This window comes from Stenotrophomonas sp. YJH_SMC_94-11 (genome assembly GCF_059370435.1).
Window position 1 is genome coordinate 172,694 of record NZ_JCAFTR010000008.1, and the last position, 25,858, is coordinate 198,551.

Here is a 25,858-nt window from a genome sequence, read left to right on the forward strand (position 1 = left end):
CGAGGGCGCGGGGCGTGTCGGTGGGCGGGTGCAGGACGCGTGCGGTGGTCATTCGATCACGTCTTCGCGCGGCAGCATCCGCTGGTTGTAGGTGTTGGCCATCACATAGCCGTAGGCACCGGCATCGGCGATCAGCATCACGTCGTCCGGCGCGGTCGACACCGGCAGCTTGCGGCGCTTGCCGAACACATCGCTGGATTCGCAGATCGGCCCGACCACATCGAACGCCGCTTCGGCATAACCGCCCTGGCGGCTGAGATTCTCGATGTCATGCCAGGCGTCGTACAGCGCCGGGCGCATCAGTGCGTTCATGCCGGCGTCCAGGCCCACACGGCGCACACCGTCCTTTTCCACCACCTGGGTGGCATGGGTCAGCAGCACGCCCGATTCGGCCACCAGGTAGCGGCCCGGCTCGATCGCCAGGCGGAATGCCGGGTGCAGTGCCTTGACCTCGGCCAGGCCCTCGGCCCAGGCGTCCAGGTCGAAGGGTTCGTCTTCGTCGCTGTACGGAATCGGCAGGCCGCCCCCGATATCGATGGTCTGTACGCTGCCGATGCGGCGAGCGAAACCGGCCAGCTCATCGCACATCAGGCGCCAGTGCTGCGCGGTTTCCACGCCGCTGCCCAGGTGCGCATGCAGGCCCACCACGCGGCTGCCCAGTTCGGTGGCCGCGCGCACGAACTCGTCGACGCGGGCGATCGGCAGGCCGAACTTGGACTCCTTGCCACCGGTACGGACCTTGGCGTGGTGGCCCTCGCCCCGGCCCAGATCGACGCGCAGCCACAGCTCGCGGTTGCGGAACAGGTCCGGCCAGCGCTGCAGCGCTTCCACGTTGTCGACGGTCACGGTCACGCCCAGCGCGAACGCCGCCTCGTACTCGCTGCGCGGGCAGAAGCTGGGGGTGAACAGCACGCGCTTGGGCGACAGTTCCGGCAGGTGCTGGAACACATGCTTCAGCTCACCGTGCGACACGCACTCCAGGCCGAAGCCCTCCGCTTCCAGCAGCTGCAGGATGGCCGGGTGGCTGTTGGCCTTGATCGCGTAGTAACGCTGGTCGATCGGCTTGATCGCGGCCAGCGCACGGGCGCGGGCACGCACCGTCGGCAGGTGGTAGACGTAGCGCGGCGTACCAGCATCGGCCAGCTGCAGCAGGTGCGCACGCTGGCCGCGCCACCACGGCGTGCCGCGCGGGCGCACGGTGCCGGCAATCTCGCGCCAGCGCGGGCCGAACACTTCGGTCTCTTCCACCGGCATCGCGCCGCTGTCGATCAGCTCTGCGTGCAGGATCGGCAGCAGGCCATCGGCATCGGCCTCGTCGATGACGAAGGTCAGGTTCAGGTCGTTGGACGACTGCGAGATCATGTGTACGCGCTCGCGGCCGAAGGTCGCCCACACGTCCGACAGCTTGTGCAGCAGCGACCGCATGCCGCGGCCCACCAGGGTGATCGCCGCGCACGGCACGATCACCTTCACCTTGCAGATCTGCGACAGGTCGGCCGACAGCGCGGCCAGCACATCGGTGTTGACCAGGTTCTCGGACGGGTCCAGCGACACGGTGACGTTGGTCTCGGCCGAACCGATCAGGTCCACCGACAGGCCGTGCTTCTTGAAAAGGTTGAACACATCGGCCAGGAAGCCGACCTGCTGCCACATGCCGATGCCTTCCATCGACACCAGCACGATGCCATTGCGGCGGCTGATCGCCTTCACCCCCGGCACCGGTGCGGCGCTGCCATCGATGCTGGTGCCCGGCAGTTCCGGGCGCTCGGTATCGAGGATGGCCATCGGCACGCCGGCATCGCGGCACGGCTTGATCGAGCGCGGGTGCAGCACCTTGGCGCCGGTGGTGGCGATTTCCTGCGCCTCGTAATAGTCCAGGCGGGTCAGCAGGCGCGCGTCCGGCACGTCCTTCGGATTGGCGCTGAACATGCCCGGCACATCGGTCCAGATCTCCACCCGGCTGGCGCCGAGCAGCGCACCGAAGTACGCCGCCGAGGTATCCGAGCCACCACGGCCAAGGATGGCGGTACCGCCATCGGCATGCCGCGAAATGAAGCCCTGGGTGATCAGCAGGCGGGTCGGCTGCGCGCGGAAGCGCTGCATCCACTCCGCGTCTGCGCGCCACTGGCAGTTCACTGACAGGCGCTGCGACCAGTCGCTCTGGTTCGGCTGCGGCGGCATCGCGTCCAGCCACTGGCGGGCGTCCATCCAGCCCATGTCCAGGCCCGAGGCGCGCAGATAGGCCGCGCCCAGGGTGGAGGACAGCAGCTCGCCCTGGCCCAGCACTTCGGCCTGCCAATCCAGCGGACGGGTGGCCGCCCGCGCATCGTCGAGCAGGCCCTGCAGCGCCGCCAGCCGTTCGGCCAACACCTCGCGGCCCAGGCCGAGTTCGGCCAGGAAGCCCTCATGGCGCTCGACAAGCGCTGCCACGCGATCACCGCTGTCCGGCGCGCCGTCGGCAATCGCGGTCAGTTCGTTGGTGACCCCGGACAGCGCCGATACCACCACCAGCACGCGCGATCCGGTCTCTTCCGCGCGTTTTTTCGCCAGCTTCCCGATCGTGTCCCAGCGGTGACGACGCGACACCGAAGTGCCGCCGAACTTCAGTACGATCCAACGATCGACAAGGGGGGAAGCTGACATGGATTGGCTATGTAGAATGTGGGGAAGCCGCCCTCGGGGGCGGAACCTTTGATTCTAAGCGCAATATCCCCGTAGATGGCCGTCCTTCGTTACCTGCAGCTCGATGTCTTCGCCCCCCGCCCCGGAACCGGCAATCCACTGGGCGTCATCCTGGACGCCGACGCGCTCTCCAGCAGCCAGATGCAGGCCCTGGCCGCCTGGCTGAACCTGTCCGAGACGGTGTTCTTCCTGCGCCCCACCGCGCCCGGCGCCGACTACCACATCCGCATCTTCACCCCGACCCGTGAGCTGGCCTTCGCCGGCCACCCCAGCGTCGGCGCCGCCTGGGCGGCGGTGACCTGCGGCCTGGCCCAACCGCGCGACGGCGCCCTGCTGCAGCAATGCGCGTCAGGGGTGCTGCCAGTACGGGTGAGCGGCCCGGCCGAGGCAATGGAGATCCAGCTGGCCAGCCCGCCGGCACGGCAACTGGACACGGAGGCAGACGGAGCGCCCGCCGCGCTGTTGGCGCTCGCTGCCGACGGGCAGGTGCCCGAACTCTGGGACAACGGCGCACGCTGGTGGCTGCTGCCACTGCGCGATGCCGCCGCCGTTCGCGAGCTGGCACCGGACATGGCCGCGCTGGCCGACTGGAGCCTCGCCACCGACGCTACAGGCCTGGCAGTCTTCGCCGATGAAGCCGGCACCGGCCACACCCGCGTGGTGCGTGCCTTCTGCCCCGCTGATGCGCCCGCCGTGCCCGAGGATCCCGTGACCGGCAGTGCCAATGCACAGATCGGCGCCTGGCTGCGGCAGCGCAATGCCCTCCCCGGCCGCGAGGGCCGCTACGTGGCCAGCCAGGGCCGCGAAGTCGGTCGCGATGGTCGCGTGCAGGTACAGGTCGATGCGCAGGGCACGGTATGGATCGGCGGCCAGGTGCAGCCGGTCATCGACGGCCAGATCCGTTGGCTGTAAAGCCGAGCGTAGGCTCGGCGCTGCAGCGGCGCGTTAAGCTGCGCGCCACCCGATCCTGGAGTTTCGCCCCGATGACCACCCGCCGTTTCCTGCAGCTGGATGTGTTCTCCCCGCGCGCCGGCGCTGGCAACCCGCTGGCCGTGGTACTCGATGCCGAAGGCCTGGACGAGGCCAGCATGCAGGCCATCGCACGCTGGACGCGCCTGCCCGAGACCACCTTCGTGTTCCCGCCCCAGGCCGCCGGTGCCAGCTACCGGCTGCGCATGTTCAGCCCGCAGAAGGAAGTGCCGTTCGCCGGCCACCCCAGCGTCGGCACGGCGCATGCGGTACTGCAGGCAGGCCTGGCCACACCGATCGATGGCGTGCTGGTGCAGGACGGCATTGCCGGCGCCCTGCCGCTACGCGTCAGCGGTGAGGGCGCGCAGCAGCGCATCGCCATCCGCACCCCGCGCGCGCAGTTGGCGGAGACCGCTGAAGCCACCGATCCGCGCCTGCGGGCAGCACTGAAGGACTGGCCACTGGGCTCGCTGCCGCCGGCGCGCATGCAGGGCGGACGCAGCTGGTGGGTGGTGCAGGTGGCCGATGAAGCAGCGCTACGCGCGCTGCGCCCTGACTGGGACGCGGTGGCTGCGCTGGCCGAGTCCACCGACAGCATGGGCGTGTTCGCCTATGCCTTCAGCGATGGCAGTGAGGGATTCGATCTGGCCGTGCGCGCTTTCGTCGGCAATGGTCGGCGCTTCGAGGACGCCGCCTCGGGGGCCGCCAATGCAGTGCTGGCCGCGTGGCTGGACCTGCGCGACGCGCTGCCACGTGACCGTGCGCCGTTCGAAGTCAGCCAGGGCCGCGAGGTCGGCCACGATGCGCGCCTGACCCTGCGGGTCGACGAGGACGGCGAGGTCTGGTCGGGCGGCCAGGTGCAGACGGTGATCACCGGCACCCTTGATTGGTAAAGGGATACTGTAGAGCCGAGCCCACGCTCGGCTGCTCCTCGGCCAGATCACGGGACCTGCAGAAGCCGAGCGTGGGCTCGGCTCTACAGATGCGCCGGCTCAGCCCAGTTCGGCTTCCAGGCTGATCGGCACCGCGCTCAGCGCCCTGGATACCGGGCAGTTCTGCTTGGCGTCATCGGCAATGGCACGGAACTGCGTCGCATCGATGCCGGGCACCACCGCCCTGACCTTCAGGCGGATCTGCGACAGCTGCGGACCGCCTTCCAGCGACAGGTCGACCTTGGCTTCGGTGTCCAGCGAGGTCGGGGTGAAGCCTGCTTCGCCGAGCTTGGCCGACAGCGCCATGGTGAAACAACCCGCGTGCGCGGCGGCGATCAGCTCTTCCGGATTGGTGCCCTTTTCGTCGCCGAAGCGGCTGTTGAAACCGTAGCGGGTCTTCTCCAGCAGCCCACTCTGCGGCGTGCTCAACTGGCCCTTGCCCGTCTTCAGATCGCCTTCCCAGTGCGCGGTGGCGTGTCGCGAGATTCCCATTGTGCTGCTCCTGCGTGGCGGTGATGAACGGCTACCCTGGCACGCCACGCGTTAGCCCTGCGTCGCTCCGCCGCACGCCGGACGTCGTCCCCGAGCCCGGCGCGTGGACACTTCCTCGCCAGCCCGGAACGCATTTTCCTCTTGTTTTCAGTGGTTTCGCGCACCCCACCGATCGGCGGGCGCCGGCGATCGAACACGCTGGCGTGCCCCCATCCCCCACCGCCGACCATGTACTGAATCGGCCTGGATATGAAAAAACATGCACTTTCCGCGCATGGGGCTATTGGCGGCGCCCAAGAGTTGCCCTACATTGCGCTTGCCGACGGGGTTCGGCGCCGACCAAACAACCAACCGTTCACGGAACAGGAAACCATGGCAAAGACCGCTAAGAAGGCTGCCCCGAAGAAGGCAGCGAAGAAAGTCGCGACGAAGGCAGCCGCCAAGCCGGCCGCTCCGAAGCCGATCAAGGAAGTGCTGACCAAGTCCGGCCTGGTTGCACACATCGCTGAAGCCTCCGGCGTCATCGCCAAGGACGTCCGCGCTGTGCTGGCCTCGCTGGAAAGCGCCGTCGCCTCCTCGGTGCACAAGAAGGGCGCTGGCTCCTTCACCCTGCCGGGCCTGCTGAAGATCACCACCGTCAATGTGCCGGCCAAGCCGAAGCGCAAGGGCATCAACCCGTTCACCAAGGAAGAGCAGTGGTTCGCCGCCAAGCCGGCCACCACCAAGCTGAAGGTGCGTCCGCTGAAGAAGCTGAAGGACGCCGCGCTGTAAGCGCGCGCCCCAACGTGGATTCCGACGGGACGGCTCTGGCCGTCCCGTTTTTTTTGCGTGCCCGGCGGTAGATCCACGCCATGCGTGGACGCGTCGCGCTGCGGCAACCCGCAACACAGCGTTGCCGCCTCCCCGGCAATGCCCGTACAGGCCCGTCGCCACTGGCCGAGCGCGGCTTGGGCAGGTGCTGGAACGTACCGGGTGGAACACTGCGTGCAGCGCCGGCCGTCGCCTCAGGCCGTGGCCTTGCCTATGGTGGGCACATCCTCCACAGCTACGGCGAGCACACCCTCATGGCCAGCCCCTCCACCCGCTACCGGATCTCGGTGACCCCCATCGAAAAGGACGGGCTGCAGTGCACAGGGCGCTGCACCATCGAACTGGAGCATCGCGCCAGCCGCGACCTGATGCGCCTGCTGGAGGCGGCCCCGCGTACCGCCGGTATCAGCGGCGACGAGCGTGCGACCCTGGTGATCGCCACCCAGCTGCTGCGCGATATCGTGCAGCGCCATGCCGAGACCGGCGGCCACGCACTGGCGGCCATCGCCGGCCAGGTCCTGCCAGCGCTGGACGCTCTGGATCAGCTGCCCTCCTCCCGCTGATCCCGGCGCAATCGCTACACTGCCGCCCTCCAGGTTGCCTCGCGGAGGAGGCAGACATGCGCAGGAACCTGTTGCTGATCGCACCCTTGGTGCTGCTGGGCTGTTCACGCCCGGCAGCACAGACGACCGGCGACATCGCGACAGCGTCCGCTCCCGTCGCTGCCACGGCAGCCACGGACACCCGCACCGGCCCCGATCCCGCAGCAGTGCAGGCAAGTGAAATGCCGGTGCTGTCGGCTGTCGCCGACGGTGCCGAGCCGCCATCGACGATGCTCAACCGCTACGTAGCGGCGTTGCTCAACCGCGACCGCGCCGCCAGCGATGCCGCCTGGACGATCCCGCCCAGCGACCCGCGGCATGCGGACGACGCCGCGCTGCGGCAGCTGCAGGACCTGCGCACCCTGCGCCTGCACAGCGAACCCCCGCTCGCCCGCGACGATCGGCAGCCACCGCAGCTGCTTGAAGTGCCGGTGCAGATCCGCGCGGTCACCGCCAACGGTACGTTCCGCTTCGGTGGCTGGTACCGCGTGCAACCCAGCAGCGATGGCAGCGCCTGGCAGATCCAGTCGGCGCAACTGCGTCCGATGCTGGACTGAACCGTTACAGCCGCATGCACGCGCGATTCAGCCTGCACGGCTACTCTTTGATCCATCCATTCCCTGCCATCGGTCACCGCCATGCGCCTGCGTTCCCTGATGACCCGCCTCGCTGCCTCCACCGTACTGATCGCCGCTGCGATCGGCGCGCAGGCGGCTCCCTCCATTTCCGGCCGCGAACTGTCGGTGGGTGCCAGCGACGTGCAGCAGTACCTCGATGGCAGCTTCCCGCGCACCCAGGACGCCCTTGGCGGCCTGATCTCCCTGACCATGAGCCATCCTCAGCTGAGCCTTCCGGCCGGCGAGCGCCTGAACCTTGGCATGGACGTGGCACTGGCCACCGCCGGCGGCAACCCGGCCAAACTGGGTACGGTGAAGCTCAGCAGCGGCCTGCGCTACGACGCGCAGACCCAGGGCTTCCACCTGCAGCAGCCCAGCGTGGATGACTTCACCCCGGCCAACCAGGGCGGCCGCCTCGACTCACGCACCCGCGGCCTGCTCAATGCCTGGCTGAGCGACTACGCCCAGCGCGAACCGATCTACAAGCTGGACCCGGCCGTGGCCGGGGTGCTCGGCGCGCTGCAGGTGCAGGCGGCACAGGTCAAGAACGGCAAGCTGGTGGTCACCTTCAACCAGAACCTGGGCAACCTGGTGCCGGCAGGCCTGCTGGGCAAATAAGGTAGTGCCGGCCGGCGGCCGGCACTACCGGCAAGGCATCACGCGGCAAGTGCCTTGACCACCGCCTCGCTGAAAGCAGGAATGTCATCCGGCTTGCGGCTGGTGATCACGTTGCCGTCGACCACGACCTCGGCATCGCGCCAGTTCGCGCCCGCGTTGGCCAGGTCCTGCTGAAGGGAGGGCCAGGAGGTCAGCTCGCGGCCATCTGCCAGCCCGCTGTTGATCAGCAGCCACGGACCATGGCAGATCGCCGCGACAGGCTTGCCGGCTTCATCCACTGAGCGGATGAAGCTGAGCACCGCGTCGTCGGTGCGCAGTGTGTCCGGGTTGATGACGCCCCCTGGCAGCACCAGGGCATCAAAGCCCGCCGGATCCGCCTCGTCCAGCGGAATGTCGACCGCGACGGCGTCGCCCCAGTTCTTCTCTTTCCAGCCCTTGATGGTCGCCTCCTTTGCGGGCGACACCACGCTGACCCGCGCACCTTCCGCTTCCAGCAGCCGTTTGGGCTCGGTCAATTCGGACTGTTCAAAGCCGTGGGTCGCGAGGATTGCGATCTGTTTGCCCTTCAATCGCTCTGCCATGGGTGCACTCCAGTTGGGGGAGTGCACAGCATGGACGAACGGCCCTTGCACGGCGGTGACCCTGCCGTGCACGGCAGGTGGAGAGCCTCCCGCCAGTGCCGGCTGCTGGCCGGCACTCCCCGTCGCGGGTCAACGCTTGGGCTGCAGCATGGTGCCGGTGCACTTGGGCGAGCCGCAGCGGCATTCCCAGATCTTCTTCAGCTTGGCGGTGTGGCGCTCGGCCAGCGTGATGCCGTAGTTGTAGGTCAGCTCTTCGCCAGCCTTGATATCGCGCAGCGCCTCGATGAACACCTTGTCGCCACGGCTGTCGCCGTCCTCATCCTCCTCGATCACCGCCTCGCAGTTCGGGTCGCAGCTGTGGTTGATCCAGCGCGCATCGTTACCCTTGTAGTTGGCATCGATCACCCAGTCGTCATTGAGGGTGAACAGGAAGGTATGGCCGCTTTCGACGTCGCCGCTGTCATCGGCATCAACGTCGCCATGGCTGCGCAGCAGGCCCTTGTACTGGATCACGCGCTCGCCCTGCTTGATCGGGGCGACGGCGAACACGCCGTTGCCATGGATGGCGGACTTGCGGGCTTGGATCTTCTTCGGCATCGGCACGGGCTGTTTGCAGCGGATGGAACAGGGATTCTCGCCCATTCCGGGTGATTGCGAAAATCACCCGGTTGGCGCAGCATGGCGCCCCCGGCAGCGCCCGCTGGCAAAGCCTCCCGGCCCGGCCCCAGCGCCGGCTGAATGCCCGGGTTGGATGGTGGCGAATAAAAGCGTACAATTTCAGTCCGCTTTAAGAACCACTCGCATCCCCATGTTGCGCGTCACCAAGCTCACCGATTACGCCACCGTCGTGCTGACCGTGCTCGCCGCCCGTCCGGGCGAGGTGCTCAGTGCCACCGAACTGGCCGAATTCACCGGCCTGGAGCCGCCCACCGTCAGCAAGGTACTCAAGCCGCTGGCCCAGGCCGGCCTGGTCGAAGGCCTGCGCGGCGTCCGTGGCGGCTACCGGCTGACCCGCCCGGCCATCGAGATCTCGCTGTTCGAAGTGGTCGAAGCGATGGAAGGGCCGCTTGCCCTGACCGAATGCAGCCACGACCACCACCAGTGCGGCATGGCACCCAAGTGCGGCGCGCGCAGCAGCTGGCGGTTGATCAACGACGTGGTCTCCGAGGCCCTGCGCGACGTCAGTCTTGCGCAGATCCTGCCCCCTCTTCCCCTTGCCGATGACGAACAGCGCCGCACCATCGCTGTCGACGTCGTCTCCTGATCCACAGGCAGCCCCCCCATGGCCACCGAAACCATCGAAAACGTCGCCCACGACGACACCCCCAACCGCGAGATCCACGAGCAGCTCGGCCGCAAGTATTCGGCCGGCTTCATCACCGAGATCGAGTCGGACTCCCTGCCGCCGGGCCTGGACGAGGACACCATCCGTGCCCTGTCGGCCAAGAAGGACGAGCCGGAGTGGATGACGCAGTGGCGCCTGGACGCCTATCGCCACTTCCTGACCCTGCCGATGCCGGACTGGGCCAAGCTGGAGATCGCCCCGATCGACCTGCAGGCGCTCAGCTACTACTCCGCGCCGAAGGGCCCGAAGTACGCCTCGCTGGACGACGTGCCGAAGGAACTGCTCGACACCTACGACAAGCTGGGCGTGCCGCTGCACGAGCGCGCCAAGCTGGCCGGCGTGGCGGTGGATGCGGTGTTCGACTCGGTCTCCGTCGGTACCACCTTCCGGAAGGAACTGGCCGAGAAGGGCATCATCTTTTGCTCGATGTCCGAGGCCATCAAGGAACACCCGGAGCTGGTGCGCCAGTACCTGGGCACCGTGGTGCCGGTGGGTGACAACTACTTCGCCGCACTCAACTCGGCGGTGTTCTCCGATGGCAGCTTCGTGTTCATTCCCAAAGGCGTGCGCTGCCCGATGGAACTGAGCACCTACTTCCGCATCAACGCCGGCCACACCGGCCAGTTCGAGCGCACCCTGATCGTGTGCGAGGACAAGGCCTATGTCTCCTACCTGGAAGGCTGCACCGCACCGATGCGCGATGAGAACCAGCTGCACGCTGCGGTGGTCGAACTGGTGGCACTGGAAGATGCGGAGATCAAGTACTCCACGGTGCAGAACTGGTACCCGGGCGACGAGAACGGTGTCGGCGGCATCTACAACTTCGTCACCAAGCGTGCCGAATGCCGCGGCGCGCGCAGCAAGGTCACCTGGACCCAGGTCGAGACCGGCTCGGCGATCACCTGGAAGTACCCCTCGTGCGTGCTGCTGGGCGACGATTCGGTCGGTGAGTTCCACTCGGTCGCGCTGACCCATCACCGCCAGCAGGCCGACACCGGCACCAAGATGATCCACGTCGGCAAGCGCACCAAGAGCAAGATCGTCAGCAAGGGCATCAGCGCCGGCCGCGGCCAGAACACCTACCGCGGCCTGGTGCGCGTGGACCGCAATGCCGACGGCGCGCGCAACTACACCCAGTGCGATTCGCTGCTGATCGGCAAGCAGTGCGGTGCCCACACCTTCCCCTACATCGAGGTGAAGAACCCGGGCGCCACCGTCGAGCACGAAGCCACCACCTCGAAGATTTCCGACGACCAGCTGTTCTACTGCCGCGCCCGTGGCATCAGCCAGGAAGACGCGGTGTCGATGATCGTCGACGGCTTCTGCAAGCAGGTGTTCCGCGAACTGCCGATGGAGTTCGCAGTGGAAGCCAAGAAGCTGCTGGAAGTCTCGCTGGAAGGTTCGGTGGGCTGACCGCCCGCCCCTGCCCCTCGCAAACGCATTCTCTTTACCGGCGGGCCCAGGCCCGCCCCACGGAAACCCCCACCATGCTGAAGATCGACAATCTCCACGCCCGCATCGGCGACAAGGAAATCCTCAAGGGCCTGTCGCTGGATGTGAAGCCCGGCCAGGTGCACGCCATCATGGGCCCGAACGGCGCAGGCAAGTCCACCCTGGGCAATGTCCTGGCCGGCCGCGACGGCTACGAAGTGACCGAAGGCAGCGTGCAGTTCGACGGTGTCGACCTGCTGGAGCAGGACCCGGAAGCGCGTGCCGCTGCCGGCCTGTTCCTGGCGTTCCAGTACCCGGTGGAGATCCCGGGCGTGAACAACACCTACTTCCTGCGCGCGGCACTGAACGCCCAGCGCAAGGCACGCGGTGAGGACGAACTCGACTCCATGCAGTTCCTCAAGCTGGTGCGCCAGAAGCTGGCCGTGCTGCACCTGAAGGACGAGCTGCTGCATCGTGGCGTCAACGAAGGCTTCTCCGGCGGCGAGAAGAAGCGCAACGAGATCTTCCAGCTGGCCGTGCTGGAACCGAAGCTGGCCATCCTCGACGAGACCGACTCGGGCCTGGACATCGACGCGCTGAAGAGCGTGGCCGACGGCGTCAATGCGCTGCGCGCCGCCGACCGTTCGTTCCTGGTCATCACCCATTACCAGCGCCTGCTGGACTACATCAAGCCGGACGTGGTGCACGTGCTGGCCGATGGCCGCATCGTCAAGAGCGGCGGCCCCGAGCTGGCGCTGGAACTGGAAGCGCACGGCTATGATTTCCTGAAGGACCGGGTCGTGCCCGAGGCGGCGGTCTGATGAGCGCCCTGCTCGACTCGATGGCCCAGGCCTTCTGCGGCAGCGATGCGCGCCGCGAAGTGCTGGATGCGGCCCTGCGCGATGGCCTGCCGGCCGCCCGCAATGAAGCCTGGAAGTACACCTCGCTGCGCCAGCTGGAACGCCGTGCGTTTGCTGCGGCACCGCTGCAGGGCCCGGCGCTGGACGCCGCGCTGCTGGACGACATCCCGGCGCCGCGCCTGGTGTTCGTCAACGGTCGCCTGGATGCTGCGCTGAGCGACGTGCAGGCCCTGCCGTCCGGCGTGCAGCTGCAGCCGCTGTCGGCCGCGCTGGCCGCCGGCGAAGACGCCGTGCGTTTCCTTGGCCGTCGCTACGAACGCAGCGAAGAGATCTTCGCCCGCCTGAATGCCGCGCTGGCCGATGAAGGCGTGGTGCTGCGCGTGGATGAAGGCGTGCAGGTCGAAGCGCCGCTGCAGCTGGTGTTCGCCAGTGTGGCCGGCGAGACCGACCTGGCCTGGCATCACCGCCACCTGATCGAACTGCGTGCCGGCGCCAGCCTCGGCGTGGTCGAGCACCGCTTCAGCGTGGGTGACTCCGCCCACCTGGACAACACCGTGCTGCATGCCCACGTCGCGCGCGACGCCGTGCTCAAGCACGCCCGCGTGCAGGCCGGCAGCGCGCGCCAGACCAGCTTCCTGCGTACCGACGCGGTGCTGGCCCGCGACGCGCAGTACCACCGCGTCGACCTGGAACTGGGCGCCGCGCTCAGCCGCCATGAACTGAACGTGCGACTGGAAGGCGACAACGCCCAGCTGACCGCCAACGGCGTGCTGCTCGGCAATGGCCGCCGCCACGTCGAGACCCGGCTGGGCATCGATCACATCGCGCGCGATACCGCCTGCGAACTGCTGTGGCGCGGCGTTGCCGCCAACCGCAGCCGCGTGGTGTTCCATGGCGGCATCCAGATCCGCGAAGGCGCCGACGGCACCGATGCGAACCTGTCCAACAAGAACCTGCTGCTGTCGGCCGACGCCGAGATCGATACCCAGCCGACGCTGGTGATCGACGCCGATGAAGTGAAGGCCGCGCATGGCGCCACCGTCGGCCAGCTCGATGCCAATGCGCTGTTCTACCTGCGCTCGCGCGGCCTGCCGCAGGCCCAGGCGCAGGCGCTGCTCAGCGCTGCGTTCTGCCATGAGCCGCTGAAGATCCTGCCGGAAGCCCTGCGCGAGCAGCTGGCACGCCGTTTGGACAAGGCCCTGGCCGAGGCGGGTGTGGCATGAACCTGTCCACGCCGCGCCCGATCGAAGAACGCACCGGCGCGCCCGACTGGGACCGCGTCCGCCTCGACTTCCCGCTGCTGATGCGCGAAGTGCACGGCAAGCCGCTGGTCTATTTCGACAATGCCAACACCGGCCAGAAGCCGGTGCAGGTGATCGGCGCGGTGGACGAGTTCTACCGCCGCTACAACGCAAACGTCAGCCGCGCGGTGCACGCGCTCGGCAGCGAAGCTACCGACGCCTACGAAGGCGCACGCAACACGCTGGCCCGCTTCCTCAACGTGCGCCCCAGCGACCTGGTGCTGTGCAGCGGCACCACCTTCGCCATCAACCTGGTGGCGTATTCGTGGGCGCTGCCGCGGCTGAAGGCCGGCGACGTGATCCTGGTGTCGCGCATGGAGCACCACGCCAACATCGTGCCGTGGCAGCTGGTCGCGCAGCGTACCGGCGCCACCATCCGCGTGGCTGAGATCACCCCCGATGGCGCGCTCGACCTGGATGCGCTGCGTGCGGCGATGACCCCCGAAGTCAAGCTGCTGGCGGTCACCCATGTGTCCAACGTGCTGGGCACGGTCAACCCGGTGCGCGAGATCTGCCGTGAAGCGCGCAAGCGCGGCATCATCACCGTGGTCGATGGCTCGCAGGCAGTACCGCACCGCAAGGTCGACGTCGCCGCGATCGGCTGCGACTTCTACGCGATCACCGGCCACAAGATGTGTGGTCCGACCGGCACCGGCGCGCTGTGGGCCCGTCGCGAGCATCTGGACGCGATGCCGCCGTTCCTCGGCGGCGGCGAGATGATCAAGGAAGTCAGCTTCGACGGCACCGTGTTCAACGACGCCCCGCACAAGTTCGAAGCCGGCACCCCGAACATCGCCGGTTTCATCGGCCTGGGCGTGGCCGCCGACTACCTGCAGCAGCTTGGCCAGGACAACGTGGAAGCGCGCGAAGCCGAACTGCTGGCGCACTTCACCGAGGAACTGCGCCGTGTCGACGGCCTGCGCATCATCGGCCAGGCACCGGAGAAGGCGGCCGTGGTCTCGTTCCTGATCGATGGTGCGCATGCGCACGACCTGGCCACCCTGCTCGACCTGGAAGGCGTGGCCGTGCGATCGGGCCAGCACTGCGCACACCCGCTGCTGCAGTACTTCGGCGTCGCCGCCACCTGCCGCGCCTCGCTGGCGTTCTACAACACGCACGCCGAGATCGAGCGGTTCATGACCGCGCTGACCAAGGTACGCAAGCTGCTGGGGTAAGACTCACAGCGCAGCCGGAAGCAACGAGAACGCCGTGGGAAACCGCGGCGTTTTTCATGGCGCCGCCAAGGGCAGGATCGAAGACACGCAGAGCTCCGCAGGCCATTGCCCAAGGTGCCCCTTGCCGTAAGGGAACGCGGGTTGGCCCGCCGATACGATTCCGGTGAGTTCAACCGCCTGCTCCGACGGCAGCGCCGTGACGGGAATTCCATTCACCCACACGCCGTCGGCCGCCCATGGATCCTGCACCGGTGGCCCCGGGTGCAGCGCAGACATTTCGAAGCTCTCAACGTAGGCACCCCGTACGCGCACCAGTCTGCCGTGATAACGCATGGGATCGGCACGCAGCGCCTCCACCGTCACTGGCAACGCACGGGACGCACTGAAACGCGGGCACCCCAGGCCGTTGGGCGCGATGCCGCCACTCTCCTCGTGCGCCGGCAGGCAAGCCAGAAGAGCCACAAGCAGGACAGTTGCGGCCAGCGCGATTCCCTTCGGTATGCCCACCCCTGCACTCCGCCTGGCATTTGAAGAATGCACGAGCATAGCGGTTGCCAGGACCGCCGAGGGTCTCCCCCATTTGCGCCCGCCCACTGCCCACCTAAAATGCCCCCATGAGCACCCTGACCTTCCGCGCCGCCACGCCGGCCGACATCCCCGCCCTGATCACCCTCGTCACCTCGGCCTACCGTGGCGACGCCAGCCGCGTGGGCTGGACTACCGAAGCCGACCTGCTGGATGGCGCCCGCATCGACGCCGAAGGCATCCAGGCCGACCTGGACCGCCCCCGCTCCACCATCCTGCTGGCCGAGCGCGAAGGCGTTCTTGTGGCCTGCGCCCACGTTGCCGACGTTGAGGGCAAGGGCTACTTCGGCATGTTCTCGGTCGACCCCGCACAGCAGGGCGGCGGCGTCGGCAAGCAGCTGATGGACGCCGCCGAAGCCCACGCCGCACGCGAATGGAACGTGCCGGTGATGCAGATGACGGTGATCGACGTACGCGAGGAACTGATCGCCTTCTACGAGCGTCGTGGCTACCAGCGGACCGGCATCAAGAAACCCTTCCCATATGGCGACGAACGCTTCGGCATCCCCAAGCGCGACGACCTGCGCTTCGAGATCCTGGAAAAACCGCTGGCCGGAGCGGCCGCGTGAGCGATACCTGGACCTTCGTGTGCGCCAGCAACGAGCTGCTGCCCGGTGAAATGAAGAGCGTGTTCGACGAGGTGACCGGCACCCCGATCGTGGTGTTCAACCTCGACGGCGAGCTGTACGCGCTGGAAGACCAGTGCACGCACGAGGAATTCGAGCTGTCCTCGGGCGAGTTCAACACTGCCGAAGGCAGCGTGGAGTGCGTGCTGCACGGCGCGCGCTTCGACGTACGCGATGGCCGCGCCCTGTGCGCACCGGCCTATACCCCGGTGCCCAAGTTCCCGGTGAAGCGCGAACACGACGCCGTCTGGACGCGCGACGACCGGGATTGAGGCGGCGCCCCGACCTGGGGGTATCCTCCCTGGGCTGGATCTGCAGGAGGCCCCGCAAGGGCCTTCGCAGGGCGTTCCCCGGCCGCCCCGGCGTCCCGCAGCACCCCGTACATGCGAATCATTATCGTTGATGTTATTCTACGTAACATCTTCGTAACGACTTCGCCCTCGCGCCATGGCTTCGCCCGCGCCCACTGCCACGTTGTGCCAGCTCGCCCGCCAGGGGTGGCCACTGGCCGTGGCCGTGCTGCTGACGCTGCTGCTGGGCTGGTCGGCGCTGCACGAAGGACGCAGCAACGCCCCGACTACCCAAGGCTGGCAGGCACATGCCGAAGGGTTGCGCCAGGTCATGCCATTGCCGGCGCCGTCGGCAGACGAATGCCCGCAACATGCTGCACCTGCACCGGAGCCGCCGCTTGATGGTGAGGGCAACACGCCCTGCACCGGTGTGGCACCCCTGCGCGCGCCCCTGGTCGCACATATCCCGCTATGGCGCTCCGATGCCCTGCGCCGGCAACTGCACGATCCCGCACTGCGCTTGAACCCCGGCCACGCACCGCCCGCACCCCACGCCAGCTGAGGCGCCCTGCGGCTGTTGCCGTGCGCCTGAAGTCGTTCGCCGCATCGCCGGGCATCAGCTCGGCTCTACAGAAGACGCTCCCTCCCTGTCGTCGCGCTGTCTGCGCTTCGGCCTTCGCCGTTTCCCGATCCACGCCACTACCCAAAGCCATGACCCACATCACGTCCCGCAAGCACGCCCCGCGCGTTTCCCTGCTCGCCACCGCCACCCTGGCCGCAGGCTTCGCGCCGCTGGCCGCGCAGGCTGCCGACAGCGCTGATGCCGCATCCAGCAAGGCCACCGACCTGGACAAGGTGCAGGTGCGCGGCAGCTGGTTCAATCCGTCCTCGCCGAAGTTCACCGCCGAACTGCTGGACACCCCCAAGTCAGTGTCGATCGTGTCGGAGAAGCTGATCGCCGAAACCGGTGCGACCAACCTGCAGGATGCGCTGCGCATGGTACCGGGCATCACCTTCGGTGCCGGCGAAGGCGGCAACCCGACCGGCGACCGCCCCTTCATCCGTGGCTTCGATTCGCAGAGCAACGTCTTCGTCGACGGCCTGCGCGACGTCGGCTCGCAGACCCGCGAGATCTTCGACCTGGAGCAGGTGGAAGTGGTCAAGGGCCCGAGCTCGGCCTACGGTGGCCGTGATTCCGGTGGTGGCAGCCTGAACTTGGTGAGCAAGACGCCGAAGCTGAAGAACGAGACCAGCGCCAGCATGGGCATCGGTACCGACAGCTACGCACGCGGCACCGTGGACGCCAACTACGTGCTGGGCGATGGCATCGCCGCGCGCCTGAACCTGATGAAGCACGAATCGGACATCGCTGGCCGCGACGCCGCCAATGTCAGCCGCTGGGGCATCGCGCCGTCGATCGCATTCGGCCTGAACGGCCCGGCGCAGCTGATCGCCAGCCACTACCACATGCAGAGCGATGACCTGCCGGACGCCGGTGGCTTCCCGTATGGCAACCCGAACGGGGCGCCGGCCTCGAAGTGGGTCGATGGCCGCCCGATGGTGCCGGACCGCAACAACTACTACGGCCTGGTCGATCGTGACTTCCAGCGCACCCGCGCCGACATCAGCACCCTGGATGCCAGCTACGATTTCGGCGGCCACAAGCTGCGCAACATCGCGCGCCTGGGCAACACCAGCAACGATTACCTGTGGACCCAGCCGGACGACAGCCAGGGCAACCCGAACAACTACGGCACCCTGTGGCGCCGTACCAACGCCCGCGCCGTCGACGTCAAGAGCTTCGCCGACCAGCTGGGCCTGACCGGTGCCTTCCAGACCGGCGCGCTCAAGCACAGCTACAGCGCTGGCGTCGAATACAGCGACGAGAAGATGACCCGCGGCAGCTACCTGATGACGCCGGGCACCAGCAACCCGCTCACCGGCAACAGCAAGTGCCCGACCACCGGCGCGGCCACCGGTTACAACTGCACCGATTTCGCCAATCCGGATCCGCGCGATCCGTGGGCAGCCACCCATTCGGTGTACCGCAGTGACAAGGCACTGGACGTCGAGCAGCGCACCAGGACCACCTCCGCCTACGTGTTCGACACCATCGAGCTCAATGAGCAGTGGATGATCAACCTCGGCCTGCGCTACGACGACTTCCGCACCACCCTGACCACTCCGGTGGCCGGCAAGGCACCGACCCGCGTGCGCAACAGCAACGACTTCCTGAACTACCAGGCCGGTGTGGTGTTCAAGCCGGCCGCCAACGGCAGCATCTACCTGTCGTGGGGCACCTCCTCGACCCCGCCGGGCATGGACGGTGGTGACGGTTCGGACGGCCTGAGCGCCGCCGTGGCCGACCTCAAGCCGCAGGACACGAAGAACCTCGAACTGGGCACCAAGTGGGACCTGTTCGACCAGCGCCTGAACCTGACCGCAGCGATCTTCCACACCGTGATGAACAACGCACGCGTGACGGTCGACAACGGCACCAGCCAGAACGCCGGCAAGAAGGAAATCAACGGCTTCGAACTGGGCTTCACCGGCCAGCTGACCGACGCCTGGAGCCTATACGGCGGCTACACCTACCTGGACTCGGAACTGAAGGACAACGGTTTCGTCTGTGGCGCACCGGTGGGCCGCACCTGCCCGTCCAACGTGTACGTGCCGTCGCCTTACAACGGCAACGTGTTCCCGAACACTGCCAAGCACAGCGCCAACCTGTGGACCACCTACCGCTTCCCGATCGGCCTGACCCTCGGCGCCGGCGCGTTCTACTCGGACAAGCAGTACGGTGATGTCGCCAACACCAAGTGGATCCCGAGCTACACCCGCTTCGACGCGATGGCCAGCTACGCGATCCAGGACAACATCAGCCTGCAGCTCAACGTGCAGAACCTGACCGACAAGACCTACTTCACCAAGGCCTATGCCTCGCACTACGCGAGCATCGCCCCGGGTCGCTCGGCCACCCTGGCACTGAACGTGAAGTTCTGATGTAGCTTCGCTCCACCACGGCGGCAGGCGCTCCTGCCGCCGTTTTTGTTTCCGGCGATACTCACCCCATGGTTACCCGCACTCCCATCGACAGCGACGCCCTGGCCGAGCTGCTGCAGCACGATCCGCAGGCCGCGTTCGCACGCGTGCGCGACGCCGCGCAGGCCGGACAGGTCGAGGCACAACTGCTGCTCGCGCAGATGCTCATGGAAGGCAAAGGCACCGCACAGGACGCCTCGGCCGCGCTGCTCTGGTACGAAACCGCCGCCAACAACGGCGCGCCGATGGCGATGAACATGCTCGGCCGCTGCCATGAGCTGGGCCAGGGCACCACGGCCAACCCGGCACTGGCGGCGGTGTGGTACCGGCGTGCGGCCGACACCGGGCTGGACTGGGGCCTGTACAACCTGGCCAACCTGCTGGCCACCGGCCGCGGCGTGACCCAGGACCGCGCGCAGGCACTGGCCCTGTACACCCGTGCCGCGCACCTGGGCCATGCCAAATCGATGAACCTGCTGGCCCGCCACCTCGAGGACGGGCTGGATACCGCACCCGATCCGCAGGCGGCGCTGGCCTGGTACCAGCGCGCGGCCGAGGCCGGTGATTTCCGCGGCCAGGCCAACTATGCCTCGATCCTGCTGCAGGCCGGCCAGGTCGAGCAGGCGGTGCACTGGCTGCAGCTTGCACTGGCGCACGGCAGCCCGGCGTTCATGGCGCACATCGTGCCGGAGCTGGCCGCATCGCCGCATCCCCAGGTGCGCGCCCTGATCGCACTGCCGTCCCTCTGAGGAGTCCCGCATGCTGCTGCACATCCCCGACATTCTCAGCGCCGACCAGGTCGCCGACTTCCGCCGCCGACTGGATGCCGCCGACTGGACCGATGGCCGCGAAACCGTGGGGCATCTGGGCGCACAGGCCAAGCACAACCAGCAGCTGCCCGAGGCTTCCCCGCTGCGCCGCGAACTGGGCGAGATCATCCTCGTCGCGCTGGCCCGGCACCCGCTGTTCTTCAGCGCCGCGCTGCCGCTGAAGTACCTGCCGCCGCGCTTCAACCGCTACAGCGGTGGCGGCGCCTATGGCTACCACGTCGATGGTGCGGTGATGAACCTGGCCAATGGCGAGCAGCTGCGCTCGGACATCTCCTGCACCCTGTTCCTGTCCGCGCCCGAGGAGTACGAAGGCGGCGAGCTGATCATCAGCGACACCTACGGCGAGCACGAAGTGAAGCTGCCGGCCGGCGACCTGGTCGTGTACCCGTCCAGCAGCCTGCACCAGGTGCGGCCGGTTACCCGTGGCGCACGCGTGGCTTCTTTCTTCTGGGTGCAGAGCATGATCCGCGACGACGTGCAGCGCCGCCTGTTGTGGGAAATGGATGGCTCGATCGAGCGCCTGCGTCAGACCGGCGGCGACGCCGAGGCGATCCTGCAGCTGACCGGCGTGTACCACAACCTTTTGCGGCGCTGGAGCGAAGTCTGAGCCTTGCCGGGCCGGCCTGCGGCATCTTGGCAATCATTCTCATTTGCAACAGCTAACGGCTCTCATTACAATCACGCCCCGTTGATGCCGGCCGCTGCCGGCAGACCCCTGGGGACCCCTGCTTGCTGCGTCCGCTTCGCCCTCGCCCACTCATCCATCGCAAGATGGGCACTGCCATGCGCGGCCAGCGTCCGGCGCTGGCCAGCCTGCTGGCATGGGTGGCGATGCTGGCGTTGCTGCTGGGCACCCTGCCACTGCTGCCACAGGCCCAGGCCGGAATGACCATGCAGATGCCGCTGGAAGAGCGCGGTGGCGAAAGCCCCCTGCAGGAAGAGGCGCCGGCCAAGCTGCGCCGCTGTGCCGCCACCCCGGTGAAAGCGGCCGAGCAGGCACACCCGCCGTTGCTGCTGGCCAGCCACTGGCTGCGCACTGAACTCGAACTCGTACCCGCCACGCCGGCCATGCCCGGCGTGCGCCCGGACTGGCCGCTGGCCGCTCCGGACACGCCCTGGGCCGATGCGCCCGGGCGCCGCCAGCAACGCGGCCAGGCGCCGCCGCTCGCCTGATCCACGGCCTGGCGTGACCGCCTGCGCGGTCGCGCCTGCACGCCGCTGTCTGCTTCATCCCTGCCGCCCCTGACCGGGCCTTCCGTGCCTGCCGCGCCCTTCGCGCACGGCATCGCGCCATCCTGCATCCTTCGAGGTAACTGCCATGGCCCAGCGCCATCGTGTCCGTTCGTCCCTGTCCCGTACCCTGCTGACCAGCGCCGTGCTGGCGGCTTTCGCCAGCCCCGCCTTCGCCCACGGTGACGCCGCCGGCGCACCGCAGACGCTGGACAAGGTGGTGGTCACTGCCTCCGGCTTCGAACAGAAGGTGATCGATGCCCCGGCCAGCATCAGCGTGGTCAGCCGCGAGGAACTGAGCAAGCGCCCCTATACCAGCCTGGTCGACGCGCTGCGCGACGTCGAAGGCATCGACGTGGGCCTGGAAGCGACCGACAAGAACGGCCGCGCCACCGTGTCGATGCGCGGCCTGCCGTCCGAGTACACCCTGGTGCTGATCGACGGCCGCCGCCAGAGCAATGTCGGCCAGATCTATCCGAACAACTTCGGTGGCGGCCAGTTCGCCTACCTGCCGCCGCTGGAGGCGATCGAACGCATCGAAGTCGTGCGCGGGCCGATGTCCACGCTGTACGGCTCGGACGCGATGGGCGGCGTCATCAACATCATCACCCGCCGCAACCAGGACAGCTGGCACGGCTCGGTCAGCCAGAGCTTCACCGTGCAGCAGGACGACCAGTTCGGCGATGCGCGCACCACCGACCTCTACCTCAGCGGCCCACTGCTGAAGGACCGCCTCAGCCTGGCGGTACGCGGCAGCTACTACGATGCCAAGGCATCCAACCCCGAATGGGATGCATTGTCCCTGCCCGACGGCAGCCTGTGGGAGCGCAGCATCGGCTTCGGCGGTGGCGGCAAGTCGGTCGCCAACACCAACTGGAATACCGGGGTGCGCCTGGACTTCCATGTCAACGATGACCACGAACTGTGGCTGGACTACGACGTGTCTCGGCAGAAGTACGACAACCGCGAAGGCCAGACCGGCACGCTGGACAGCCTGGCCAGCCTGTGGCGCGTCGGCAATGCGGTGATCCCCAACCCGAACGGCAGCGGCACCGTCACCCGCCGTGTGGTGCAGCCGCGCGTGGGCTACACCGCCTACCAGCGCTACGAGCGCGATCAGCTATCGTTGACCCACCAGGGCCGCTACAGCTTCGGCACCTGGCAGACTTCGCTGACCCACAGCAAGAGCAGCAATCTCGGCCGTTCTCTGCCGCTGACCCTGGACGAGCGTGCCAACCTGCAGGCGCTGTGGAATGACGTCTGCCGTCGCACCGGCGCTTCCAACAACTGCGCGGCCGGCCGTGGCAATGCGCTGGCCGCACTCCATCCCAGCGAGATGGCGCGCCTGCAGGCGTTCCTGCCGCGCCCGCTGCGCACCATGGAGCTGGAAGGCTACCTGCTCGACACGATGCTCGACCTGGACTTCGGCGCACACAAGCTGACCGTGGGTGGCCAGTACAACAACACTGACATGGTCGATGGCGTGTTCGGCATGGATGGCGCTGGCTACCGCAGCAACACCAGGCAGAAGCACCGCATGTGGGCGCTGTTCGCCGAGGACAACTGGGCGCTGACCGACACCCTCACCGCCACCTTCGGCCTGCGCTACGACGACCACAACGTGTTCGGCAGCCACGTCAGTCCGCGTGGCTACCTGGTGTGGAACGCCAGCGATGCGTGGACCTTCAAGGGCGGCGTCAGCACCGGCTACAAGACCCCGCGACCGGACCAGCTGTTCCCGGGCATCACCGGCTTCGGTGGCCAGGGCGTGCTGCCGTTGGTGGGTTCGCCGAACCTGAAGCCTGAAACCAGCACCAACTACGAGCTGGCCGCCTACTACGAGGGCCAGCGCTGGGGCTTCAACGTCACCGGCTTCTTCAACACGTTCGAAGACAAGATCGCCAGCGGCGGCACCTTCCCCAACTGCGAAGTGGCGCGCGCCGGCAGCGGCTACTGCGTGGACATCGGCCCGGGTTGGGCGGCACTGGGCTACAGCACCTTCACCCAGAGCGTGAACATCGACAAGGCCGAGACCCGCGGTGCCGAACTGGCCGCGCATGTCGACCTGCTCGACACTCTGCAGCTGCGCGGCAACTACACCTGGACGAAGAGTGAGCAGACCAGTGGCGCACAGAAGGGGTTGCCGATCAGCGGCACCATGCCGGCAACACACATGGCCAACGCCAGCCTCAACTGGCAGATCAATGAAGCGGTCAGCCTGTCGCTGATCGGTGAGGGCCGCTACGACCGCTACCGCGACACGCTGCTGGATGCCAACGGCGCCAGCAACACCCGCTACTACGAGGACTACACGATCTTCCATCTCGGTGGCAGCTGGAAGGCCACGCCCTGGCTGACGGTGAACGCGCGGGTCAACAACCTGCTCGACAAGGATTTCGTCTCGCAGTCGTGCCTGTTGATCAGCCAGAGCGAATTCAACTGCGTGGACGACTATGCGACCAAGGACCAGCGGCGCAGCTACTGGATTTCGCTGAACGCGAAGTTCTGATCGCCGCGCCCTGCTCCCGCTCCACGCATGGCGTGGATCTACCGATCGGTAGTGCCGGCCGCTGGCCGGCACCCCGGAATGCCTGCTCCGGGATACAGAACGACACGCAATTGCGAGCTATTCTCATCAATGATGTAATGGGCAGTCCCCGTCCGCTTCGAACCGTGCCGTGAGCCGTCCTGCCTCTTCCACCGTGCAGCAGCAACAGAACCGTGGCTTCTGGCTGCGGACGCTGCACCAGTGGCACTGGATCAGCTCGGCGGTGTGCCTGATCGGCATGCTGCTGTTCGCGGTGACCGGCCTGACTCTCAACCATGCCGCGAAGATCGAGGCCAAGCCCGAGGTGCAGAACCAGCATCTGGAACTGCCGGCCGCGCTGCTGGGCCAGCTGGGCACGCGCGAGGACGGCAACGCGCCGATTCCGCGCCCGGCTCGGCACTGGCTGGACACGCAGCTGGGCATCGCCATCGGTGGACGCCCGGCCGAGTGGTCGGCCGAGGAGATCTACCTGTCGCTGCCGCGCCCCGGTGGCGACGCCTGGCTGAGCATCGACCGCGAAACCGGCGCGGTGGAGTACGAATCGACCTCGCGCGGCGTGGTCTCCTACCTCAACGACCTGCACAAGGGCCGCAACGCAGGCCCCGCATGGGGCTGGTTCCTGGACCTGTTCGCCGTGGCCTGCCTGGTGTTCTGCATCACCGGCCTGTTCCTGCTGCACCTGCATGCGCGGCAACGGCGCATGACCTGGCCGCTGGTCGGCCTCGGCCTGATGATCCCGCTGTTGATCGCCCTGCTGCTGATCCACTGACTTCCACCGTGAATTCCATCCGTTCCTCCGGAGCCGCCCCATGCGCGTCACCCTGACCATCGCCCTCAGCGGCCTGCTGGCCACCTCGCCGGCCTATGCCACCACCCTCGACATCAACGTCGAAGTGCCCAAGCTCAACGTGGCCGAGTACCACCGCCCGTATGTGGCGGTGTGGCTGGAAGGCGCCGACCAGAAGGTCGCGGCCAACCTGTCGGTCTGGTACCAGCAGACCAGCAACAGCGAGGGCCACGGCACCAAGTGGCTGCCCGACCTGCGCCAGTGGTGGCGCAAGAGTGGCCGTACCCTGCAGGTGCCGGTGGACGGCGTGACCGGCCCGACCCGCCCGGCCGGCAGGCACGCACTGTCGTTCAGCGACAGGCAGCCGGCACTGAAGCAGCTGGCCCCGGGCAACTACACCCTGGTGGTGGAGGCGGTGCGCGAAGTCGGCGGCCGCGAACTGCTGAAGATCCCCTTCACCTGGCCGGCCACCGCCGCGCAGAACGGCAAGGCGCAGGGCGCCACCGAACTGGGGCAGGTCACCCTGTCCGTCAAACCGTAATTGTCTGAGCCGGGGTCGGATCCCTTCCACAGGAAGGGCTCTGACCCCATCGCCACATCCCCGGGATCAGAGCCCTTTCCGTTGGAAAGGGATCCGACCCCTTCCAACTGGAGTCTTCCGCATGAAGCGCACGCTCGTCCTCGCCGCCGCCCTGGCCGCTGCCCTTCCCTTCTCCGCCCTGGCCCACAAGGCCTGGCTGCTGCCCTCGCAGACCGTGATCGCCGGCAATGCACCGTGGATCACCGTCGACGGTGCGGTCTCCAACGACCTGTTCTACTTCAACCACGTGCCGCTGCGGCTGGAATCGCTGGTGATCACCGCGCCGGACGGCAGCACCGTGCAGCCGCAGAATGCCTCGACCGGCAAGTACCGCAGCGTGTTCGACATCGAACTGAAGCAGCCCGGCACCTACCGCATCGCCTCGGTCAATGACGGCCTGTTCGCCACCTACGAGCAGAACGGCGAGCGCAAGCGCTGGCGTGGCAGCGTGGCGACCCTTGGCGAACTGCCCAAGGACGCGAAGAAGCTCGAACTGAGCCAGTCGGTGGGCCGCGTGGAGACCTTCGTCACCAACGGTGCGCCGAACGACACCGCGCTGAAGCCGACCAACCGGGGGATCGAGCTGGTCGCTGTTGGCCACCCGAACGACCTGTTCGCCGGCGAGGAAGCCACCTTCCGCGTGCTGGTCGATGGCAAGCCGACCGCTGGCCTGGAGTTCGAGATCGTGCGGGGTGCCACCCGCTACCGCAACGCACAGGACGAACTGAAGCTCACCAGCGACGCCAGGGGCGAGATCAAGGTGACCTGGCCGGAAGCCGGCATGTACTGGCTGGAAACCGGCACCGAAGACAACAAGACCTCGGTGAAGCAGGCCACCAAGCGCCGCCTGAGCTACGTCGCCACGCTGGAAGTGCTGCCGCAGTGATGTGGACCACGATGCCGGGCACACCCCGGCATCGCCGCC

Annotated in this window: 27 protein-coding genes; 22 read left to right on the forward strand and 5 right to left on the reverse strand. The window is 67.5% G+C overall.

Annotation, left to right across the window (positions count from 1 at the left end; genetic code table 11):
* Nucleotides 1–48: 48 nt before the first annotated feature.
* Entirely contained in the window at nt 49–2,643 is a 2,595-nt protein-coding gene (locus AC5P74_RS15010) for a bifunctional aspartate kinase/diaminopimelate decarboxylase (protein ID WP_061479209.1), read from the reverse strand.
* Nucleotides 2,644–2,718: 75 nt separating this feature from the next.
* Here AC5P74_RS15010 and AC5P74_RS15015 point away from each other — a divergent pair, with 75 nt between their 5' ends.
* Nucleotides 2,719–3,594, forward strand: a complete 876-nt coding sequence (locus AC5P74_RS15015) for a PhzF family phenazine biosynthesis protein (protein ID WP_346607325.1) — start codon at nt 2,719–2,721, stop codon at nt 3,592–3,594.
* A gap of 71 nt (nt 3,595–3,665) precedes the next feature.
* A complete protein-coding gene (locus AC5P74_RS15020) occupies nt 3,666–4,544 on the forward strand; it encodes a PhzF family phenazine biosynthesis protein (RefSeq protein WP_346607324.1) in 879 nt (292 codons plus the stop codon).
* A 99-nt stretch (nt 4,545–4,643) separates the two neighbouring features.
* Here the strand turns inward: AC5P74_RS15020 and AC5P74_RS15025 are convergent, their stop codons facing one another.
* Nucleotides 4,644–5,075 (reverse strand): OsmC family protein, encoded by a 432-nt coding sequence (locus AC5P74_RS15025; protein WP_206620589.1) that lies wholly within the window; start codon nt 5,073–5,075, stop codon nt 4,644–4,646.
* Nucleotides 5,076–5,447: 372 nt separating this feature from the next.
* Between AC5P74_RS15025 and AC5P74_RS15030 the strand changes: the two genes are divergently transcribed.
* From AC5P74_RS15030 to AC5P74_RS15045, 4 genes are all read left to right on the forward strand, one after another.
* Nucleotides 5,448–5,846 (forward strand): HU family DNA-binding protein, encoded by a 399-nt coding sequence (locus AC5P74_RS15030; protein WP_005415606.1) that lies wholly within the window; start codon nt 5,448–5,450, stop codon nt 5,844–5,846.
* A 293-nt stretch (nt 5,847–6,139) separates the two neighbouring features.
* Complete coding sequence (locus AC5P74_RS15035) at nt 6,140–6,448, forward strand: DUF3861 family protein (RefSeq protein ID WP_005415605.1); 309 nt, start codon at nt 6,140–6,142, stop codon at nt 6,446–6,448.
* A 56-nt stretch (nt 6,449–6,504) separates the two neighbouring features.
* Nucleotides 6,505–7,044, forward strand: a complete 540-nt coding sequence (locus AC5P74_RS15040; protein ID WP_495204997.1) for a hypothetical protein — start codon at nt 6,505–6,507, stop codon at nt 7,042–7,044.
* Between the two features lie 81 nt (nt 7,045–7,125).
* A complete protein-coding gene (locus AC5P74_RS15045) occupies nt 7,126–7,722 on the forward strand; it encodes a YceB family lipoprotein (protein ID WP_005415603.1) in 597 nt (198 codons plus the stop codon).
* 38 nt (nt 7,723–7,760) lie between these two features.
* On the opposite strand, the gene AC5P74_RS15050 is transcribed toward AC5P74_RS15045, so the two are convergent.
* Together AC5P74_RS15050 and AC5P74_RS15055 are read right to left on the reverse strand one after the other, a co-directional pair.
* Nucleotides 7,761–8,303, reverse strand: a complete 543-nt coding sequence (locus tag AC5P74_RS15050) for a type 1 glutamine amidotransferase domain-containing protein (protein WP_005415602.1) — start codon at nt 8,301–8,303, stop codon at nt 7,761–7,763.
* Between the two features lie 129 nt (nt 8,304–8,432).
* Entirely contained in the window at nt 8,433–8,900 is a 468-nt protein-coding gene (locus AC5P74_RS15055) for an SET domain-containing protein (RefSeq protein ID WP_012479369.1), read from the reverse strand.
* A gap of 211 nt (nt 8,901–9,111) precedes the next feature.
* Here AC5P74_RS15055 and AC5P74_RS15060 point away from each other — a divergent pair, with 211 nt between their 5' ends.
* The 5 genes from AC5P74_RS15060 to AC5P74_RS15080 all read left to right on the forward strand — a co-directional run bounded on the left by AC5P74_RS15060 (nt 9,112) and on the right by AC5P74_RS15080 (nt 14,415).
* Nucleotides 9,112–9,567, forward strand: a complete 456-nt coding sequence (locus AC5P74_RS15060) for an SUF system Fe-S cluster assembly regulator (protein ID WP_049414161.1) — start codon at nt 9,112–9,114, stop codon at nt 9,565–9,567.
* An 18-nt stretch (nt 9,568–9,585) separates the two neighbouring features.
* Complete coding sequence (sufB, locus tag AC5P74_RS15065; protein WP_019659402.1) at nt 9,586–11,061, forward strand: Fe-S cluster assembly protein SufB; 1,476 nt, start codon at nt 9,586–9,588, stop codon at nt 11,059–11,061.
* A gap of 74 nt (nt 11,062–11,135) precedes the next feature.
* The gene (gene sufC / locus AC5P74_RS15070; protein WP_049414163.1) at nt 11,136–11,900 is read left to right on the forward strand and encodes a Fe-S cluster assembly ATPase SufC; all 765 of its coding nucleotides are present in this window, start codon (nt 11,136–11,138) and stop codon (nt 11,898–11,900) included.
* Nucleotides 11,900–13,162 (forward strand): Fe-S cluster assembly protein SufD, encoded by a 1,263-nt coding sequence (gene sufD, locus AC5P74_RS15075; RefSeq protein ID WP_171957790.1) that lies wholly within the window; start codon nt 11,900–11,902, stop codon nt 13,160–13,162. The genes sufC and sufD overlap by 1 nt, the downstream gene beginning before the upstream one ends.
* Nucleotides 13,159–14,415 carry a cysteine desulfurase gene (locus AC5P74_RS15080; RefSeq protein WP_005415596.1) on the forward strand — a complete coding sequence of 419 codons (1,257 nt, stop codon included), beginning with the start codon at nt 13,159–13,161 and terminating at the stop codon, nt 14,413–14,415. Before sufD ends, AC5P74_RS15080 begins: the two co-directional genes overlap by 4 nt.
* Nucleotides 14,416–14,469: 54 nt before the next feature.
* On the opposite strand, the gene AC5P74_RS15085 is transcribed toward AC5P74_RS15080, so the two are convergent.
* Complete coding sequence (locus AC5P74_RS15085; RefSeq protein WP_065196581.1) at nt 14,470–14,961, reverse strand: hypothetical protein; 492 nt, start codon at nt 14,959–14,961, stop codon at nt 14,470–14,472.
* Nucleotides 14,962–15,029: 68 nt separating this feature from the next.
* Here AC5P74_RS15085 and AC5P74_RS15090 point away from each other — a divergent pair, with 68 nt between their 5' ends.
* The 11 genes from AC5P74_RS15090 to AC5P74_RS15140 all read left to right on the forward strand — a co-directional run bounded on the left by AC5P74_RS15090 (nt 15,030) and on the right by AC5P74_RS15140 (nt 25,819).
* Nucleotides 15,030–15,569 (forward strand): GNAT family N-acetyltransferase, encoded by a 540-nt coding sequence (locus AC5P74_RS15090; RefSeq protein WP_495204998.1) that lies wholly within the window; start codon nt 15,030–15,032, stop codon nt 15,567–15,569.
* Nucleotides 15,566–15,898: a non-heme iron oxygenase ferredoxin subunit gene (locus AC5P74_RS15095; protein ID WP_005415593.1), complete on the forward strand. Its 333-nt coding sequence runs from the start codon at nt 15,566–15,568 to the stop codon at nt 15,896–15,898. The genes AC5P74_RS15090 and AC5P74_RS15095 overlap by 4 nt, the downstream gene beginning before the upstream one ends.
* Nucleotides 15,899–16,073: 175 nt before the next feature.
* Entirely contained in the window at nt 16,074–16,478 is a 405-nt protein-coding gene (locus tag AC5P74_RS15100) for a hypothetical protein (protein ID WP_053496854.1), read from the forward strand.
* A gap of 149 nt (nt 16,479–16,627) precedes the next feature.
* The gene (locus AC5P74_RS15105; protein ID WP_111007887.1) at nt 16,628–18,919 is read left to right on the forward strand and encodes a TonB-dependent receptor; all 2,292 of its coding nucleotides are present in this window, start codon (nt 16,628–16,630) and stop codon (nt 18,917–18,919) included.
* Nucleotides 18,920–18,987: 68 nt separating this feature from the next.
* On the forward strand, nt 18,988–19,707 hold the full coding sequence (locus AC5P74_RS15110; RefSeq protein WP_346607321.1) for a tetratricopeptide repeat protein: 720 nt from the start codon (nt 18,988–18,990) through the stop codon (nt 19,705–19,707).
* Nucleotides 19,708–19,717: 10 nt separating this feature from the next.
* Nucleotides 19,718–20,395, forward strand: coding sequence for a Fe2+-dependent dioxygenase (locus tag AC5P74_RS15115; RefSeq protein ID WP_005415589.1), 678 nt, complete (start codon nt 19,718–19,720; stop codon nt 20,393–20,395).
* Between the two features lie 164 nt (nt 20,396–20,559).
* On the forward strand, nt 20,560–20,961 hold the full coding sequence (locus tag AC5P74_RS15120) for a hypothetical protein (RefSeq protein WP_329915649.1): 402 nt from the start codon (nt 20,560–20,562) through the stop codon (nt 20,959–20,961).
* 145 nt (nt 20,962–21,106) lie between these two features.
* On the forward strand, nt 21,107–23,527 hold the full coding sequence (locus AC5P74_RS15125; RefSeq protein ID WP_346607319.1) for a TonB-dependent receptor domain-containing protein: 2,421 nt from the start codon (nt 21,107–21,109) through the stop codon (nt 23,525–23,527).
* Nucleotides 23,528–23,696: 169 nt separating this feature from the next.
* On the forward strand, nt 23,697–24,335 hold the full coding sequence (locus AC5P74_RS15130; RefSeq protein ID WP_032953986.1) for a PepSY-associated TM helix domain-containing protein: 639 nt from the start codon (nt 23,697–23,699) through the stop codon (nt 24,333–24,335).
* A 40-nt stretch (nt 24,336–24,375) separates the two neighbouring features.
* A complete protein-coding gene (locus tag AC5P74_RS15135) occupies nt 24,376–24,894 on the forward strand; it encodes a DUF2271 domain-containing protein (RefSeq protein WP_065177931.1) in 519 nt (172 codons plus the stop codon).
* 121 nt (nt 24,895–25,015) lie between these two features.
* Nucleotides 25,016–25,819, forward strand: a complete 804-nt coding sequence (locus tag AC5P74_RS15140; RefSeq protein WP_329845378.1) for a DUF4198 domain-containing protein — start codon at nt 25,016–25,018, stop codon at nt 25,817–25,819.
* The last annotated feature ends 39 nt before the right edge of the window (nt 25,820–25,858 follow it).

Coding starts and splice junctions, on each gene's coding strand:
- AC5P74_RS15010 (WP_061479209.1), bottom strand. CDS start 2,643: ATGTCAGCTTCCCCCCTTGTCGATCGTTGGATCGTACTGAAGTTCGGC.
- AC5P74_RS15015 (WP_346607325.1), top strand. CDS start 2,719: ATGGCCGTCCTTCGTTACCTGCAGCTCGATGTCTTCGCCCCCCGCCCC.
- AC5P74_RS15020 (WP_346607324.1), top strand. CDS start 3,666: ATGACCACCCGCCGTTTCCTGCAGCTGGATGTGTTCTCCCCGCGCGCC.
- AC5P74_RS15025 (WP_206620589.1), bottom strand. CDS start 5,075: ATGGGAATCTCGCGACACGCCACCGCGCACTGGGAAGGCGATCTGAAG.
- AC5P74_RS15030 (WP_005415606.1), top strand. CDS start 5,448: ATGGCAAAGACCGCTAAGAAGGCTGCCCCGAAGAAGGCAGCGAAGAAA.
- AC5P74_RS15035 (WP_005415605.1), top strand. CDS start 6,140: ATGGCCAGCCCCTCCACCCGCTACCGGATCTCGGTGACCCCCATCGAA.
- AC5P74_RS15040 (WP_495204997.1), top strand. CDS start 6,505: ATGCGCAGGAACCTGTTGCTGATCGCACCCTTGGTGCTGCTGGGCTGT.
- AC5P74_RS15045 (WP_005415603.1), top strand. CDS start 7,126: ATGCGCCTGCGTTCCCTGATGACCCGCCTCGCTGCCTCCACCGTACTG.
- AC5P74_RS15050 (WP_005415602.1), bottom strand. CDS start 8,303: ATGGCAGAGCGATTGAAGGGCAAACAGATCGCAATCCTCGCGACCCAC.
- AC5P74_RS15055 (WP_012479369.1), bottom strand. CDS start 8,900: ATGCCGAAGAAGATCCAAGCCCGCAAGTCCGCCATCCATGGCAACGGC.
- AC5P74_RS15060 (WP_049414161.1), top strand. CDS start 9,112: ATGTTGCGCGTCACCAAGCTCACCGATTACGCCACCGTCGTGCTGACC.
- sufB (WP_019659402.1), top strand. CDS start 9,586: ATGGCCACCGAAACCATCGAAAACGTCGCCCACGACGACACCCCCAAC.
- sufC (WP_049414163.1), top strand. CDS start 11,136: ATGCTGAAGATCGACAATCTCCACGCCCGCATCGGCGACAAGGAAATC.
- sufD (WP_171957790.1), top strand. CDS start 11,900: ATGAGCGCCCTGCTCGACTCGATGGCCCAGGCCTTCTGCGGCAGCGAT.
- AC5P74_RS15080 (WP_005415596.1), top strand. CDS start 13,159: ATGAACCTGTCCACGCCGCGCCCGATCGAAGAACGCACCGGCGCGCCC.
- AC5P74_RS15085 (WP_065196581.1), bottom strand. CDS start 14,961: ATGCTCGTGCATTCTTCAAATGCCAGGCGGAGTGCAGGGGTGGGCATA.
- AC5P74_RS15090 (WP_495204998.1), top strand. CDS start 15,030: ATGAGCACCCTGACCTTCCGCGCCGCCACGCCGGCCGACATCCCCGCC.
- AC5P74_RS15100 (WP_053496854.1), top strand. CDS start 16,074: ATGGCTTCGCCCGCGCCCACTGCCACGTTGTGCCAGCTCGCCCGCCAG.
- AC5P74_RS15105 (WP_111007887.1), top strand. CDS start 16,628: ATGACCCACATCACGTCCCGCAAGCACGCCCCGCGCGTTTCCCTGCTC.
- AC5P74_RS15110 (WP_346607321.1), top strand. CDS start 18,988: ATGGTTACCCGCACTCCCATCGACAGCGACGCCCTGGCCGAGCTGCTG.
- AC5P74_RS15115 (WP_005415589.1), top strand. CDS start 19,718: ATGCTGCTGCACATCCCCGACATTCTCAGCGCCGACCAGGTCGCCGAC.
- AC5P74_RS15120 (WP_329915649.1), top strand. CDS start 20,560: ATGGGCACTGCCATGCGCGGCCAGCGTCCGGCGCTGGCCAGCCTGCTG.
- AC5P74_RS15125 (WP_346607319.1), top strand. CDS start 21,107: ATGGCCCAGCGCCATCGTGTCCGTTCGTCCCTGTCCCGTACCCTGCTG.
- AC5P74_RS15135 (WP_065177931.1), top strand. CDS start 24,376: ATGCGCGTCACCCTGACCATCGCCCTCAGCGGCCTGCTGGCCACCTCG.
- AC5P74_RS15140 (WP_329845378.1), top strand. CDS start 25,016: ATGAAGCGCACGCTCGTCCTCGCCGCCGCCCTGGCCGCTGCCCTTCCC.